This window comes from Nostoc sp. 'Peltigera membranacea cyanobiont' 210A (assembly GCF_002246015.1).
Classification (GTDB): Bacteria; Cyanobacteriota; Cyanobacteriia; order Cyanobacteriales; family Nostocaceae; genus Nostoc.
Window position 1 is genome coordinate 235,010 of sequence record NZ_NOLJ01000005.1, and the last position, 16,261, is coordinate 251,270.

The following is a 16,261-nucleotide window of genomic DNA, read 5'->3' on the forward strand; positions in this document are numbered from 1 at the left end:
GCAGGGGAGCAGGGGGGCAGGGGAGCAGAGGAGAAGTTGCAGTAAGTTTTTCCCCTCTGCCGCTCTGCCCCTTTGCACCTCTGCCTCTTCCAATGCCCTATCTATTGTTCCCACTAAGCACTCAAAACTTCTCTAGCAATAACGCAGTCAAGTTGAATTTGTGTTTTCAGGGCTTCGAGAGAAGGAAATTTTTGTTCAGGGCGTAAAAATTTAACTAGCTGCACAACCAGTTTTTTGCCATACAAATCACCAGACCAATCGAATAAATGTACTTCCGCAGATGAATAAGTACCGTTTACAGTTGGACGATTACCGATATTCATGACGCCCAAGTTCTCACTAGGAGCGGTATCTGTTGTTTCATTGAGAGTGAAAACACGGACAGCGTAGACTCCTTGGCAAGGCAAAAACTTTTCTTTTGGTAATTGGAGGTTGGCGGTGGGAAAGCCAATTGTTCTGCCCAATTGTTGACCTTGAACGACATCACCAAGGAGGGTGTAGGGGCGTCCTAGTAATAGATTTGCGTTTTCGATATCTCCCTGCTCAAGGGTTTGACGGATCAATGAAGTGCTAATGCGGGCATCTGGAGTCGGAGTAGTACTGACGCAATTAGTTTGGGTGGGCGAGTCACCTGTATAAGTTTGTAAGGGAACGATGGTAACAGGGATATTGTGCTTGGCGGCGAGTAATTGCAAATCTTGAGCAGTACCACTGCGCTTTTCACCAAAACAAAAATCCTGCCCGATGCTAATTCGTTGGCATCGCAGTTGTTGCACGAGAATTTTTTCGACAAATTCTTCGGGGGTCAACGCAGACAATTCTTTGTCAAAAGGTAGTAGTACTAATTGTTCTACCCCAAGCGATCGCAATTGTTGGACTTTTTCATCCAGTGGCGTTAACAAAGTCCGGGGTTGCCCTGTAAAGAACTCTTGTGGATGGGGGTCAAAGGTAACAACTGTTGAATAGGTATATTCTTGATTTGTCAGTTGATTTCCCTTTGAGTGCGGACTACTAGCTCCTGACAAGTGACCAGTGTGCAAGACTGGTTGAATTACCCTTTGATGACCAAGATGAACGCCATCAAACTTGCCAAGGGCAACAGCAGTCGGCGTTAGTAGCCCAACGCTAGAAAAAGCAACCCGCACAGAACACCCATTTTTAGACAAATTTAGCACGTGGATTCTGAGATTTTAGGTTTATTTTAGCTCTCAGCAGGAAGCTACCCTATGGTAAACCGCCTTCAGGAGCGCTGAAAGCCTCTGATCACCAATCTAATCTAAAATCTCCAATTCCTCCGATCGCAATCTTTAGGAAGACAACTTGCTAACAGGAAAAGATTCTGATAAGACAACTGAGGTCGGAACCTGAAGTACCAATCCTTCCCGTGCCATAATAGCACCAGGAAATTTTTCAGCGGCTTCTTTGCCGACACGATCCAAAAAGTCGTCATCGTGCGCGGGGTCGTGGTGGTAGATCACCAGAGTTTTGACGTTAGCAGCTTGTGCCACTTTTACCGCTTCTTGCCAGGTAGAATGTCCCCAGCCAATTTTCGGGGATTTTGGCGAGTGGTATTCCTCGTCTGTGTAGGTAGAATCGTAAATTAAGATGTCGGCATTACGAGCTAGCCACAACACATTGTCATCGAGTCGATCGGGAAAATGTTCGGTATCAGTTATGTAAGTAGCTGCACCACCATGCCAGTTGACGCGGTATCCGACAGCTTCACCTGGATGGTTTAAAGGTGCTGTTTCTACGATCAGGTCATCGATATGGATTGGTTGCCCCGGCCGAACATCGTAAAAATTTAAATTGGCTTGCATAATTTGCAAGGGTACGGGAAAGTTCGGGTGCAACATTTGATCGTTGAGGCGCTGTTCTATGGTAGAACCATCAGGTGCGATCGCGCCGTAAATATGAAAGTCGTTCCCCTTTACAAACCCTGGCGTAAAGAAGGGAAAACCTTGCATGTGATCCCAGTGAGAGTGGGTAAAAAATATGTGAGCTTCTAACGGCATTTGGCGCAACAGAGATTGCCCCAAAACATGTAGTCCCGTGCCAGCATCGAAAACTAAGCGTTTATCGCCCGCTTGCATTGATATGCAAGGGGTATTACCGCCGTAACGAACAGTGTTTGGCCCTGGGCTGGGGATGCTGCCGCGAACGCCCCAAAATTGTACGGTAAATTGATTCTCTATCCTAGACATGGGTGTTGCTTGCTGGACTGAGCGGGCGATAAATGAAAGAATTGTTACTTATTTTGTCTAAGTTTATGCTGTCTCTCCGATTTTGCTAGAGGGAGGATTTCTTGGTAAAACAGCATATCCTGTTTCTGGCTGATTGTGTAAATGTGAATGAAATACGTCAGTGAGAATTTCCCCGGTTTTGGGGTGAATGTGTATCGGTTATTTCAAGAGTGCCCCTACGTTATAGCCTACATTTTTCTCTGATGCATTTGAATAACCACCTTTTTGTCTTGATAAATCAAATGATTCCAGGGAAATTGAATTCCCACTCCGATAATTTCTCTAATCCAGTTGCGTAAGTAAGATTGTATTGTAACGGAGTTATACTGATGTAGTTTTTACGTACAACATGCACATCTAACGGTACATTTTGAGGCAGATTTGATCCGGTTGGGGGTTCTACATCCTCAATTACCTCTCCGGTTAACCAGTAGTACGTTTTTCCACGAGGATCGACTCGTTTATCAAACACATCAATGTAATGCCGTAGGCCTTGACGGGTGAGAGCAACTCCGGCAATTTCTTCCCATTTGACCGCAGGAATATTGACGTTGAGCAACATTAAATCTGGCAGGGGTTTTTGGGCTAACTGGTCTACGAGAACTGTGGCAAACTTAGCAGCAGCTTGAAAGTCTTTAGATGTGTGACTCATCAGACTCAGCGCCACACTGGGAATGCCTTCAATTAGACCTTCCATTGCCGCAGAAACAGTACCGGAATACAAGATTTCAGTTCCCAAATTCGCACCTTGATTAATGCCAGAGAGAACCAAATCCGGGGGAGTATCTAGCAAAGCCCACAGCGCCAATTTGACGCAATCTGAAGGTGTACCATCGCAAGCCCAAGCTTTGATAGCAGGATGAAAAATCCCTTCAACAATTTCGGCGCGAATGGGTTGGTGTAAAGTTAACCCGTGTCCAGTTGCCGATCGCTCTCGATCTGGGCAAACTACACTCACATCATGGCCAGCCTCTGCCAAGTAGTTGGCTAGGGTACGAATCCCTAGGGCAGAAATGCCATCATCGTTGCTAATTAGTAATTTCATGGTCATTAGTCATTGGTCATTGGTCACTTGTACTGAGCGTACCCCTCCGGGGAAGCAAGCTACGCGTAGCGTCTCGTAGAGAAGCCGTTGGCGCAGCCTCTCCAAGAGTTGTATTAGTTAGTCATTGGTCATTAGTTATTAGTTATTTGTTATTAGCGATTTGTCAATGTCTGAGGTCACAAGCAGCAAAAAAATATTTATACTCGCTAGATAGTGTGGCGGAATTTTGCCTACCTTTAAGACAAGTTGCTCAATCCTCAAGTCTGGTTAAGTGAGATGTTAGCTGGATTTACACGCCCGCTGTACTAGCCCAATTGTCTATAACTGATAAACAGAGGTTTGGTTTCAACCTCACCTTTAGCTGATGTTAATGGTATGACTATAAGTTTATTTATCGACCAGTTCACAGCTTTTGAATATAGACTAATGACTAATGACCAATGACTAATAACTAATGACTAGCAATTTAGAAGCTCAACTTTTAGCACTGCGGCAAGAAGGAGAAAAAGCGATCGCAGCCGCCGACACCTTAGAACGTCTGGAAGAACTCAGAGTTAACTATCTGGGTAAAAAAGGGGAACTGGGGGCACTGTTGCGAAGTATGGGGCAGATGAGCGCAGAGGAACGACCAAAAATTGGAGCGATCGCCAATACAGTCAAAGAATCCCTGCAAACTAGTCTAGACCAGCAACGCGTCGCCCTCGAAGCCGCGCAAATTCATCTCCAGCTAGAGGCGGAAACTCTGGATGTAACTATGCCAGGAATTTACAGCCCCCAAGGTCGCATTCATCCCCTCAACGGCATTATCGATCGGGCACTGGATATCTTTGTCGGTATGGGCTACACCGTGGCTGAAGGGCCAGAGATGGAAACTGATTATTATAATTTCGAGGCTCTCAACACCCCACCTGACCACCCCGCCCGTGATATGCAGGATACTTTTTACCTGCCAGATGGGAATCTTTTACGCACTCATACCTCGTCAGTACAAATTCGTTACATGGAAAGAGAAGAACCACCGATTCGGGTCGTGGCTCCAGGGCGAGTTTATCGGCGAGATAATGTAGACGCGACTCACTCAGCAGTTTTCCATCAAATAGAACTTTTAGCCATTGATGAGGGACTAACTTTTACAGACCTCAAGGGCACAATTAAAGTATTTTTACAAGCAATATTTGGCGATTTACCTATTCGCTTCCGCGCCAGTTATTTCCCGTTTACTGAACCTTCGGCTGAAGTGGATTTGCAGTGGAATGGTCGCTGGCTGGAGGTGATGGGCTGCGGTATGGTCGATCCAAATGTACTTAAGTCTGTGGGTTATGATCCAGAAGTTTATACTGGGTTTGCTGCTGGTTTTGGTGTAGAACGCTTTGCAATGGTGTTACACCAAATCGATGATATTCGTCGGTTATATGCTAGCGATTTGCGGTTTTTGCAGCAATTTTAGGACTTATGTAATAGTTATGTACTGCAAGCAAGGTAACAATAAACAATGGCCTCAATTTCCAGGTTAGATCAAGTTCTAGAAAGTATCGAAAACTTATCAGTAGATGAACAAGAAACATTAATTGATCTGATAAGTCATCGGTTGGCAGAACGGCGGCGTTCTGAAATTGCTGCTAATATCGCTCAAGCACAAGTAGAATACCAGACGGGTAAAGTGTTCCGTGGAACTGTTACTCAAATAATGGATGAGTTACGCAAGTGAGAACTGTAGTTCTGGCATCATCGTTTAAACGAGCATTTAATCGATTGGTACGACGACAGCCAGAATTACAAGAGCGGATTGCAGAGCGGTTAGCACTACTAACTGCCGATCCATTTGATCCATTGTTGCAGACTCATAAACTTAAAGGCAAACTGTCTGGAGCTTGGGCGTCTTCAGTGGACTATGATTGTCGCATTGTCTTTAACTTCGTGCAAAATATAGAATCTGGGGAAGAAGAAATTTTGCTAATTGATAAGTAAGTAGACGTAATTAAATATAAAAGGTCATTGCGAGCGGAACGAAGTGAAGCGTGGCAATCTCAGTCTTTGCGATCGCAAGCAATCTCACTTTAGCGGCAATTGTCGCAATGTCCGCAACGCAAGTTAGCTGCTTCTTTGTCAAAACCAAAGGCATTTAACAAAAATTGCCAACGACACTGCTTTGTAGTCAGATATTGATGCATTTGTTTAGCAGCGTGTAATTGTGTCGGTGGCTGATTTCCGGCTTTTTGCCCAATGGTGTAATGGAAAGGATCAAGCCAGTTTAACTGACCACTGCTGTGGAGTAAAGCTAGAGCCGTAGCACCTTCAGGAAATTGTCGAGTTACTGCGTTCACTTCTCCCTGTTTTGGTAATTTTTTCACAAGTTGCTGCGCTATTTGTTGTTGCGATCGCATTTGTTCTTGAAAAAACTCCTGTCTTTGCTTATCCCCTGAATCTAACCACCCCGTAGGTTCACTTACCAATGTCAACGCTTCGGCTGGTTTCCCATCCCTCCCAGCGCGGCCAATTTCTTGCACATATTCAGATAGCAGATGTGGTGCGTGAAAATGTGCTACCCAGCGCACATCACTTTTATTTATCCCCATACCAAACGCACAGGTACAAACCACAAATGGTATTTTGCCACTTAACCAGCTTGCTTCCACTGCACGGCGTTCTGTTGCACCCAATCCCGCATGATAACTAGCTGTAGCATAACCCATCTCTGCTAACCATTCAGCTAAATCTTCGCTATCTCTCCGAGTGCGAACATAAACTAATCCCGATTGTTGCGGTCTATTTTGAATAAACTTTAATAATTGTTGTTTCCTACCCCGTGGTGTCCAAGCGATGCGAACGCTGGGATGCAAATTCGGACGGTAAGGATTCAAGCGGAAAATCTCTGGTTGCTGTAATTGTAAAACTGTTTGAATAATTTTTTGGGCTGAGGGGTCAGCAGTAGCAGTAAAAGCGGCGATACTAATTTTTGTTCCTGGTGGTTTTGATTTGAGCAACGCCGGACGCACCGCCCCTAATCTGCGATAAGCTGGGCGAAAAGTATCACCCCACTGCACTAAACAATGAGCTTCATCTAAAATCAAACCATTAATTTTTAATTGCGGGTGACATAATCTTTCCCACACTGGGACACTGAGCAAAGTTTCGGGCGATAAATAAAGTAATCTTAGCTGTTGGCGTTCTAAAGCTTGCAGCGTTGCACGGCGTTGAAATGAAGATAATTCACTATGTAAAAGTGCTGCTTTTTGCTTGCTTTGTAGTAGTTCCTGAACTTGGTTTTCCATCAACGCCACCAAGGGCGAAACTACCAAGGTTAATCCTGTTTGTAGCAGTGCGGGAAGTTGAAAACAAATCGACTTCCCGCCACCTGTAGGCATAATAATCAGCGCATCTTTCTGTGACAATAAACTGCTGACAATTTCTCCCTGTGGTGGGCGGAAATCTTCATAACCCCAGATTTTTTTAAAAGCAGCGAGGACTTCTTGCCAAGATTTTGTTGTAGGCTGATTCATAATCAGTAACTATATTGCACCCATATCCTTGAATGCTGAATATAGCCTCTGTTATCCAGCTAATGGTTCAGTAATTTCATCATTTTAACTGAACTGTATTGAGGTAGAAAGCGGGTTCCTCCTTATATATTAAATTTCTACTGATAATCCTGGATTAAAGCAATTATTTGGCTCATCTGGATAACCACGCGGATTACAAATAACGCGAGTCAAACCGATTTGATAATCTAATTGATTGTGAATGTGGCCATGAATCCATAATAATGCTCCAGACTCCTCAACTAAAGTATCAAGATTTGAAGCATAAGCAGCACTTAAAATATCTTCTTTATATTGAAAAGGTATAGACTTTACACTAGGAGCGTGATGACTGATAATTATAGTTTTACCAGACAAGCCAGATAATGTATTTTTTAACCAATTAACTGATTTTTTACAAATTAGCGCTGTGTCAATAGTTCTTAACTTTGAGTATTGAGGACTTAATCTAATTTTCTTGTAATCGTTCATGACTTGACTAGCTTCTACACCTGCCATACGTGGCTCACCAAACAGTTTAAAATCAGTCCATAAGGTACAACCTAAAAAATTTATACCCTCAATAGTAACTAAATCATTCTCTAGAACATGAACATTAGTTCCTAATGAATAATCTTTCAGCTTCTCAACAAGCCTTGGATAAGCACTTCCATAGTATTCATGATTACCTAATACATATATCACTGGTTTATTGGGAATGTTTTGAATTGCCCATTTAATTCCTCTTTCTCTTAAATCAATATCTCCAGCTAAGACAACAATATCAGTATTCATATCAGGAATATTAAAGGGTTGAAATTCAAGATGCAAATCACTTAATATGTGAATTTTCATGGTAATTCCATAATTGAAGCATTTTGAAATACTATATATACTTGGTTTATATATAGCTGTATCGTATTTGTATTGTACTAAGTTAGTTTTATGCCCCTGAATAGAGCGATAAGTACTAGACCAAAAACATAGTTACAGTTTAATTATTAATCTACGAACAAAGATTCTAAATCTCGATAACCACTGGCAACACGAGTAATACTAATTCCGTCTTCTCTTGGATAGTAAAATATAATGTAATCATCCACAACAAAACCGCGCAGATTTGGTACAAGCCTTCCATAACTTTTTCCCATATTGGGGAAACTCGCTACTAATTTACATTTGGAGCGAATGTCATCAAAAAGCTTACTAGCTGCTTTTGGGCTACTCCGAGCAATATATTCACAAATTTCATCTAAATCTCGAATTGCTACATCTGAAAATGAATAATTACTCATTCAGAGGACTCCTCAGCAATTAGACGAATTTTTTCTTGTAATCTGGCAAATACAACTTCGCCGTCAGTTACTTGTCCCTTAGCAATTTGTTCAGTTCCTACAGCAATTTTTTGCCGTAATTCTTCAAATCGCTGCTCTCTTTCTTGTAACAGTTTAAAGGCTTCATTGATGACATCATCTGCATTAGTAAATCTACCACTTGCAAGCTGTGCCTGAATAAATTGCTCTAGTTCTGGTTTAATTTGGATGTACATATTTTTTAGTTTATAGAATTAATATTCTTATCTAGATTCTAACAACATTGCTACATCAAAAGCAATTATTGATTGGTAACTAACCATCCCATAAATGCCGTAAGCATTCAGGCGTAACAACCTTTACTGGCGATGACTACCGATGTGGTAAACCGCAATTGTATTTTGTAATTGCTACCCATAACCATCGATATTTACCTTCCTCGTACCAAGGTGTTTCGTCAAGGTGGTTGTTAGGCACAAAAGATGCTCATGGACTTTATCGCTGTTATGGGTTTAAAAATTTGACAGAACCAGAGAAAATTATGATGCGTTTAAATCCTAATGCTAATCAAGCTTGAGCAAAGCGGGAGCAAACCAGTGCGTAGGCGTAGCCCGTCGTAGACATCGCTAACCCACATTGACAGTTAGATTACAATCTTAGGTATAGTTTCTCTGACTGGAGTTGTTCATCGGGTGATTCAATCCGATTCAATGACAAAGCATACCAGACAAGTATTACTTAGTGCGCTCAAGGTAGTTGTCTTATGCCTGACACTGTTCCTACTATGCACAAGCAATAGTTGGGCGCAAATCACTACTGACAGCAAAATTGCTCCCCTGATTGAGAAGCTAATAGATAACGATGCCCACATCAGAAGCCTTGCAGCAGATGCATTAGTTAATATCGGTTCCCCAGCAGTGCCGTCTCTGATTCAAGCTTTGAAAAATCAGGATATTAATCTTCGCTGGCACGCCGCTTCGGTTTTAGGAGATTTGGGTGCAGAAGCAGCACCAGCCGTTTCTGCCTTAAGTGCCGCATTGCAGGATGAAGATGGACAAGTCCGCCTGTACGCCACCTTAGCTTTAGGAAATATTGGTACAGCAGCCAAAGCAGCAGTTCCATCGTTGATGGCGGCGTTACAAGACAAGGAGCAATTCGTTCGCATTTATGTTCCTTCTGCACTCAGGAAAATTGGTGTAGAAGCGAAAGTAGCTGTCCCAGTATTAACTGCTGCCTTAAAAGATAAGAACCCCACTGTACGTTACAATTCTGCCTACGCTCTGGGTGCAATGGGTACAGAAGCAGTATCGGCTGTCCCGAATTTAATTGCCCTGTTGAATGATAACCAGTTTTACGTGCGTTTAGGTGCTATCAAAGGTTTAGGAGGAATAGCAGCAGGCTTTCAGGACAAAGCAAATGCTTTACCTAGTTCAAAGTTGCAGAAAGTCATCTCAGACTTTGAGCAGGTATTGACAACTATCCAAGAACACAAAGATAAATTCACAGAGACGGACACTAGGCTGATACGTCGCCCTCTCAATGCCCTGAAAGCAGAAAAAGAAACTCGCCTCTTTGATAGAGTTCTAGAATGGCTATTTGGGCATAAATTACTCTTGGGAATTGCCGCTTACCTGATCTTATTACCTTCCGTGTGGTTAATTCTCTTGCGGATAGCCCCTTTATGGTTGTTGAAAATTAATAACGCCCTCAAACCCTATACAGATTTTTCTCTCCCATTTATCAGCGTCAATGTACCTCTGCGATATGTGCTATTTGTTGGCTGGTTTCATTACCATCCCAGAGTATTAGATGCGTGGGTAACTAAATATATCAAAGCAGCCCGCGAACAATTTCCCAAAAAGGATACAGTTAGCAGTCGCGCCTGTTACATTCCCATTCCCGTTGTTCTGGATGGTACAACAGTTCCCCAACTGATGAATGAGAATTTGCGCTCAACTTTCGAGAAACAACGTAGCTGCCTAGTAATTGGTGGTGAAGGGGGTGTAGGTAAAACCAGTTTAGCGTGTCGAATCGCTGGATGGGCAATGGCTGAGACTGAAGACCAACAACTCTGCACACATTTGATGTTACCTGTGCTTTTAGAAGAAGAATTTCGGGTAACGGAAGGTAAGTCGCCGCTTTTAGAAGCTATCAGAGGACAGTTGCAAGCTTTAATTGATGGTTTACCCAATGGCGAGGCGTTAAGAACCACCCGCGTGCAACCGATCGCTTTTAAATATTCAATTGCTCTATTAGTTAAGGATTTGGCAATTCCTTGTCTGCGGTAAGACTGTTCAACATAAACGCCCCAAATATATCCAAACTTGCGGTATTCATCTTTGAAAATATTCGGGTATAAGCCTGCAAACAGTTGACAACTTACAGAACCTACAACTGTATTATCAATCTCTGCAACAAAAGCCTTGTAAAACAAATCTCGACGCGCTTCTTCTATAAATTGGAGGGTAATATTCTGCCACTCCAGAAGAATATTACTCTCATCAACACCAATATCTAGCCACATTTGGTAAGAGTGTTTTGCAATCAGTGAATCTTCTTTGGTAGTAGCTTCTCTGATAATTATATGTTTTTCTGTCAGCATAATTTCCAACGATTTTTTGGAACTCACAAATAACTCCTCCCCAAAGTTGGAGAGGAGTTTGTTAGCATCAGCTAAAAACTGGCAGTTTCACAGATTCCGATCTTAGACTTTCTGTGCAGTTACTTCCTCTGGCTTTTGTTGAGTTTGCAAAGATGCATACAACCTATTCAACGCATTTACATAAGCTTGTGCGGATGCCACGATGATATCTGTGTTCGCTGCATGACCAGAAAACACTTTAGATTCATAACGTAAACGAATCGTCACTTCTCCAATGGCATCAATACCGCCTGTTACTGACTGCACAGAAAACTCAATCAACTGGTTGGGTACATTCACCACACGGTTGATGGCTTTGTAAACTGCATCCACTGGCCCAGTACCGATCGCAGCATCGGTTAATTCTTCGCCGTCTGGGGTACGCAGAGTAACTGTAGCAGTAGGACGGGCGTTGCTACCACAGGAAACTTGCACTAACTCTACCCGGAACAAATCGGGTGCTTGTTGGATTTCATCGTTAACGATCGCTTCCAAATCCCAATCAGAAATTTCTTTCTTTTTATCTGCTACTTCTTTAAATCTAACGAAGGCTTTATTTAACTCAGTATCCGACAGTTCAAAGCCCAATTCTTTCAACCGCGTGCGGAAAGCATTTCTACCTGAATGTTTGCCCAAAACTATTTGATTGTCAGTTAAGCCAATCAATTGGGCATCCATAATTTCGTAAGTGAGTTTGTTTTTCAGGACGCCATCTTGGTGAATCCCAGACTCATGGGCAAAGGCATTCGCCCCCACGATCGCTTTATTTGGTTGTACTAACATTCCCGTCAAATTAGAAACTAAGCGTGAGGTTTTGTAAATTTGTCGGGTGTCGATATTTGTCAGGGATTCTTGAGAATCTGCTGGTCTGCCGAGATAAGGGTTAAAATATTGCCGCCGCACGTGCAACGCCATTACCAATTCTTCTAGTGATGCATTGCCAGCTCGTTCGCCAATGCCATTGATGGTACATTCTAGTTGCCGTGCGCCATTTTTCACGGCTTCTAAGAAGTTAGCAACTGCCAAGCCTAAATCATTGTGGCCGTGAACGGAAATAATCGCTTGGTCGATGTTGGGGACATTTTCGATAATGCCCTTAATCATTGCCCCAAATTCGCTAGGGGTTGTGTAACCTACAGTATCGGGAATGTTAACTGTTGTTGCACCAGCTGCGATCGCACGCTCTAAAACTTGGTACAGAAATTCTGGATCGGTACGAGCCGCATCCATCGGTGAAAATTCGACATCTGTCATGAAGGACTTGGCATAGGCTACCATTTCTTCGGCGATCGCTAATACTTCTGCCCGTGACTTTCGCAATTGATACTCTAAATGAATATCAGAAGTCGAAATGAATGTGTGAATTCTGGCATTAACTGCTGGTTTTAATGCTTCCGCAGCCGCTTCAATGTCTGCTTTAATGGCTCTTGCCAAACTACAAACTACCGGGCCATTTTCTGTCCCGACAATTTGAGCAATCTTCTTGACTGCTTCAAAATCTCCGGGACTGGCAAAGGCAAAGCCTGCCTCAATTACATCTACACCTAGACGCGCTAATTGTTTGGCAATAACTAGCTTTTCGTCTATATTCAAAGTCGCTCCCGGACACTGCTCTCCATCTCGCAATGTTGTATCAAAAATAATGATTCGATCTGTTTTGTTTGTCATTTGCCGTTTGGTGTTTAGTGTTTACTTGAGGCTTAATATATCTTCAACCCTAGTTTTTGTTTTACTCTTATTTTTGTAAATAATTGTTAAAGCTACTAACCTTCAGTTTTTTCTATTTGATCTCTGATATCATTTAAATCTATATATCTATCAGTAGCATTGCGTAGTTCTCTAGCAATCATTCCTTCCGTTGATACTACCGTAATATGTGTATTTTTTGAGCGTAATAGTTCGATTGCTCTTTCAAAATCTCCATCACCACTGAATAATACTACTCGGTCATACTGGTCTACTGTATTAAACATATCTACAACAATTTCAATATCTAAATTCGCTTTTTGCGAGTAACGACCTGACGTATCATCATAATATTCTTTCAGAATCTTAGTTCGTACTGTATATCCTAGACTAATTAGAGCATCTCTGAAACCTCGCTGGTCTTGTGGATCTTTTAAGCCAGTGTACCAGAAGGCATTAATTAATGTTGTTTCTGATTGCTCGTGTTTGAAGTATTCTAAGACTCGCCGCGGGTCAAAAAACCAGCCATTTTTTTGTTGAGCATAGAACATATTGTTTCCATCTACAAAAATAGATAGACGATTCATTGGAGAACCCATACAAATTTACACCTAATAATATATATGAATTTAGATGGAACAATAGATTATAGCAATTTTCAAATGCCTTGTTTGCTAATATCTATAACGTAGTTCTTTATCTATAGCTTTTATCCTACCTCTTTCAAGACATAAAAACGCCTGCAATATTGGAGTTGAGATCCTGGGTGTTAACCTGATTCACCTCCAGCACTGCAAGAGCCACTCGGCGATCAAAATCTACCCATAAAATTGACCCAGTAACAGCATTCATCGCTGCATAACACTAAAGTTTACTCCTAAAGAGGTATAACATCTGCTTAAGGTAAGATATAAATGAATGCCTATCTTTCGGTAAAGCTGTCAGTATGAGAACACGCTTTCTGGAGATTACCAACATTGCACCAGAGACAGAAGACAGCCTTGGGACTGCTTCTGGTATAGCACCCAGTTAGTAACGTAGTTGTTGGTTAGGTAATGGTAAAATCTTGCCACAACCAAATTCACAGGTAGAGTATATCCGGCTCCGATCTATGAGACAATCACTACTTGTAACTCATTCAACAGAAAAAGAATAAATTAAGTAGTGGTTGAGTAAAAATTTATTGGGGGCTGGCTCTGCCAATAAAAGTTTGTTGATGAATAGAAGATACTTTACAAATGTATAAGATTATCATTTAAGTCTTATTTCAATGTGCTTACACTAAAACGCGGTCTGAATAAATAAAAGTGTTGGACTAAAATCAATCAGTAACACGATATGGCAGAAGAACCTACGTCTACCTTAACTAAAAACTATGTCTCTACTGCCAATAGACTGTCAAGTAAACCAACAAAAGTGACTTCAACAGCATCTGCTCGCCACTCCCGGTGGATGGTTCGCTTAGGTCATCTACTGGCAGGTACTTGGGCAATTGGGGGCGCACTATTGAGCGCTTCTGGTGGGGAATTGGTTCAATTGATGGAAAATCAGGTGCTTTCTGGCTTTTTTCAACTGCGCGGGCCGATTGTGCCTCCAGAAGACATTGTAATTTTAGCAATAGACGATCAGTCAATATCGGTTCCCGAACAGTACTATAAAACAGATCCAAAACAGTATGCCTACTTAGAAACACTGAAATCTTATCCTTTTAAACGGGCCGCATACTCCCAGGTAATCGCAAAATTAATCGAAGCAGGTGCCCGTGCTGTAGCATTAGATGTAGTTTTTGATACGGCAAGCAGCTATGGAGTTGCAGACGATCGCCAATTTCAGGCAGTATTGCAAAAATATGGCAATAAAGTTACCTTAGCAGCCGTCTATGAAAATTCCCAGACGCACCAAGGGTCTTTTACGCAACTGACAGACCCACAACAAATGTTTCGTACAGGGTCAGTATCCATTGGTTCAGTTAATTTTCCTTTAGAAGTAGATGGAAAAGTTCATCGATTAGCGAGTGAGTTTCCCAAATTATTAGGTGAAGATAATCTATTTAGCAAAAAGCGACTCTCTTTTGATGAAGCAGCCCTGAAGGCAGCACAAGTAAATTATCCCCGGACAAAGGGCGATCGCATTTATTTTTGGGGGCCTGCGGGTACATTTGAGCAAAAACCTTTTTGGCACGTACTCGACCCGGAAAACTGGAATACCTATTTGCAGCAAGGAAAGGTATTCAAAGACAAGATCGTGCTGATTGGTGCAACAGATCAGTTACATAATGATTATTATCCAGTCGCTGGTAGTAATAGCACTGAACCGATGTCGGGCGTAGAAATTCACGCCAATGCGATCGCAACTTTGATGTTAGGGAAAGCGATCGCCCCAGGAATTAAGAGTCCACCATTGCAGGGTTTGTTTGTACTAATGCTAGTTGGCAGTTCAGCCTTGATGATTAGCAGACGCAAGCGTAGCATCCATAGATTTTTCTATAGCCTCGCCCTGTCTGGCGCTTGGGGAGGAATTAGTTATGGGTTATTTGTCTATGGTCAGTTAATTTTTCCCACTAGCGTACCAACGATCGCGATCGCCATGACCGGAATTTGCTATTTGGCAACCTCAGTCATCAGAGAAAGCATCAGAAAACGCCAATTAGTAGACATTTTTCAGAAGTATAAAACTTCACCCGTTGTCCAAGAGATTATCAGCCAACAAGATGACTTCCAACACCTAATTCAGCAACGAGATTTAGCCTTATCAGGAAAAGTTTTGGCTAGACGCTACAAAATTGTCAAAGTTCTCGGTTCCGGTGGATTTAGTGAAACCTATATTGCCGAAGATACCCAACGTCCTGGTAATCCGCGATGTGTTGTTAAACAACTAAAACCAGCCAACACCAAACCAGAAGGATTGCAACTTGCCAGACGTTTATTTCACTCAGAGGCACAAACACTAGAAAAATTGGGAAGGCACGCTCAAATTCCTCAACTTTTGGCTTATTTTGAAGAAGATGAAGAATTTTATTTAGTCCAAGAACAGATAATTGGTCATCCTTTAAATCAAGAACTTCCAGCAGGTAGAGCAATTGGAGAAATTGCAGCGATCAAAATTATCAGGGACTTATTGCAAACATTAACATTTGTCCATGAAAACCACGTGATTCATCGGGATATTAAACCCAGTAATATCATCCGGCGACACTCAGACGGAAAACTGGTGTTGATTGACTTTGGAGCCGTTAAGGAAGTCGGCATCAAACAGCTAGATCGTCAAGAGTCAACCCCTTTCACCATTGGTATTGGTACTCAGGGTTACGCACCAAGCGAACAATGTTTTGGGCGTCCACAGTACAGTAGTGATATCTATGCAGTTGGCATGGTTGGGATTAAAGCCTTGACTGGTGTAGCACCCCGTGAGCTAGATAGAGATGCTGATGGGGAAATCAAATGGAGTGATGCCTACGGCGGTAAACTACGCACTCAGGTAAGTCACTCCCTAGCTAAGATTCTCAGTAAAATGGTGCTGGATGACTTCAAAGAGCGATATCAGTCTGCATCAGAAGCTCTTAAGGATCTTGAAGCTCTTAAAGCTGTTGACGATTTGGTAAATTCCCAACACAGAGACTATATTCCACAAGATGACTTATTAATGAATACTTTAGACGATTTAGGCATTCCCACAAAATCTTACTCAGAATCATCCTCAGAAAATCCTTGAGAAGGAATGCAGGGACAATATTTAGATATAAAAGGAACAGCGATCGCGCAATTCTTACTAAGCTATATTACATTGTGTTGACAAACAACGTATCTTGTTTATTT

General features: G+C 42.1%; 16 protein-coding genes and 1 pseudogene. 6 read left to right on the top strand and 11 right to left on the bottom strand.

All coding sequences use genetic code 11. The annotated features are described in order from the left end of the window. Nucleotides 1-113: 113 nt before the first annotated feature. From CDG76_RS17185 to surE, 3 genes are all read right to left on the bottom strand, one after another. A complete protein-coding gene (locus tag CDG76_RS17185) occupies nucleotides 114-1,175 on the bottom strand; it encodes a bifunctional riboflavin kinase/FAD synthetase (RefSeq protein WP_094350185.1) in 1,062 nt (353 codons plus the stop codon). A gap of 132 nt (nucleotides 1,176-1,307) precedes the next feature. Continuing rightward, nucleotides 1,308-2,204, bottom strand: coding sequence for an MBL fold metallo-hydrolase (locus tag CDG76_RS17190; protein WP_094350186.1), 897 nt, complete (start codon nucleotides 2,202-2,204; stop codon nucleotides 1,308-1,310). 277 nt (nucleotides 2,205-2,481) lie between these two features. Beyond that, a complete protein-coding gene (surE, locus tag CDG76_RS17195) occupies nucleotides 2,482-3,288 on the bottom strand; it encodes a 5'/3'-nucleotidase SurE (protein WP_094350187.1) in 807 nt (268 codons plus the stop codon). A gap of 454 nt (nucleotides 3,289-3,742) precedes the next feature. Between surE and pheS the strand changes: the two genes are divergently transcribed. The 3 genes from pheS to CDG76_RS17210 are packed head-to-tail and all read left to right on the top strand — an operon-like array spanning nucleotide 3,743 to nucleotide 5,256. Continuing rightward, on the top strand, nucleotides 3,743-4,735 hold the full coding sequence (gene pheS, locus CDG76_RS17200) for a phenylalanine--tRNA ligase subunit alpha (protein ID WP_094350188.1): 993 nt from the start codon (nucleotides 3,743-3,745) through the stop codon (nucleotides 4,733-4,735). A 45-nt stretch (nucleotides 4,736-4,780) separates the two neighbouring features. After that, the gene (locus CDG76_RS17205; protein ID WP_094350189.1) at nucleotides 4,781-4,996 is read left to right on the top strand and encodes a hypothetical protein; all 216 of its coding nucleotides are present in this window, start codon (nucleotides 4,781-4,783) and stop codon (nucleotides 4,994-4,996) included. Then, nucleotides 4,993-5,256, top strand: a complete 264-nt coding sequence (locus tag CDG76_RS17210) for a type II toxin-antitoxin system RelE/ParE family toxin (protein WP_094350190.1) — start codon at nucleotides 4,993-4,995, stop codon at nucleotides 5,254-5,256. Before CDG76_RS17205 ends, CDG76_RS17210 begins: the two co-directional genes overlap by 4 nt. Nucleotides 5,257-5,345: 89 nt before the next feature. On the opposite strand, the gene CDG76_RS17215 is transcribed toward CDG76_RS17210, so the two are convergent. The 4 genes from CDG76_RS17215 to CDG76_RS17230 all read right to left on the bottom strand — a co-directional run bounded on the left by CDG76_RS17215 (nucleotide 5,346) and on the right by CDG76_RS17230 (nucleotide 8,355). Beyond that, nucleotides 5,346-6,788 (bottom strand): RecQ family ATP-dependent DNA helicase, encoded by a 1,443-nt coding sequence (locus CDG76_RS17215; protein WP_094350191.1) that lies wholly within the window; start codon nucleotides 6,786-6,788, stop codon nucleotides 5,346-5,348. A 129-nt stretch (nucleotides 6,789-6,917) separates the two neighbouring features. Continuing rightward, entirely contained in the window at nucleotides 6,918-7,661 is a 744-nt protein-coding gene (locus CDG76_RS17220) for a metallophosphoesterase (protein WP_094350192.1), read from the bottom strand. Nucleotides 7,662-7,807: 146 nt separating this feature from the next. After that, nucleotides 7,808-8,101, bottom strand: a complete 294-nt coding sequence (locus CDG76_RS17225) for a type II toxin-antitoxin system RelE/ParE family toxin (RefSeq protein WP_094350193.1) — start codon at nucleotides 8,099-8,101, stop codon at nucleotides 7,808-7,810. Beyond that, nucleotides 8,098-8,355, bottom strand: a complete 258-nt coding sequence (locus tag CDG76_RS17230; RefSeq protein WP_094350194.1) for a type II toxin-antitoxin system ParD family antitoxin — start codon at nucleotides 8,353-8,355, stop codon at nucleotides 8,098-8,100. Before CDG76_RS17230 ends, CDG76_RS17225 begins: the two co-directional genes overlap by 4 nt. 158 nt (nucleotides 8,356-8,513) lie before the next feature. Between CDG76_RS17230 and CDG76_RS38370 the strand changes: the two genes are divergently transcribed. Continuing rightward, nucleotides 8,514-8,696, top strand: coding sequence for a hypothetical protein (locus tag CDG76_RS38370; protein WP_223265264.1), 183 nt, complete (start codon nucleotides 8,514-8,516; stop codon nucleotides 8,694-8,696). 133 nt (nucleotides 8,697-8,829) lie between these two features. After that, complete coding sequence (locus CDG76_RS17240; protein WP_094350195.1) at nucleotides 8,830-10,407, top strand: HEAT repeat domain-containing protein; 1,578 nt, start codon at nucleotides 8,830-8,832, stop codon at nucleotides 10,405-10,407. Here the strand turns inward: CDG76_RS17240 and CDG76_RS36250 are convergent. The 4 genes and pseudogenes from CDG76_RS36250 to CDG76_RS39110 all read right to left on the bottom strand — a co-directional run. Continuing rightward, a pseudogene (locus CDG76_RS36250) lies at nucleotides 10,353-10,721 on the bottom strand (GNAT family N-acetyltransferase); the annotation flags it as partial. The gene CDG76_RS17240 and the pseudogene CDG76_RS36250 overlap by 55 nt on opposite strands. Before the next feature lie 102 nt (nucleotides 10,722-10,823). Then, nucleotides 10,824-12,428, bottom strand: coding sequence for a 2-isopropylmalate synthase (locus tag CDG76_RS17250; RefSeq protein ID WP_094350196.1), 1,605 nt, complete (start codon nucleotides 12,426-12,428; stop codon nucleotides 10,824-10,826). Between the two features lie 95 nt (nucleotides 12,429-12,523). Then, complete coding sequence (locus CDG76_RS17255; protein WP_041565194.1) at nucleotides 12,524-13,045, bottom strand: LabA-like NYN domain-containing protein; 522 nt, start codon at nucleotides 13,043-13,045, stop codon at nucleotides 12,524-12,526. A gap of 124 nt (nucleotides 13,046-13,169) precedes the next feature. Further along, entirely contained in the window at nucleotides 13,170-13,298 is a 129-nt protein-coding gene (locus CDG76_RS39110) for a hypothetical protein (RefSeq protein ID WP_262984335.1), read from the bottom strand. 486 nt (nucleotides 13,299-13,784) lie between these two features. On the opposite strand from CDG76_RS39110, the gene CDG76_RS17260 reads away from it, so the two are divergent. Beyond that, complete coding sequence (locus CDG76_RS17260) at nucleotides 13,785-16,157, top strand: CHASE2 domain-containing serine/threonine-protein kinase (RefSeq protein ID WP_094350197.1); 2,373 nt, start codon at nucleotides 13,785-13,787, stop codon at nucleotides 16,155-16,157. Nucleotides 16,158-16,261: the final 104 nt, after the last annotated feature.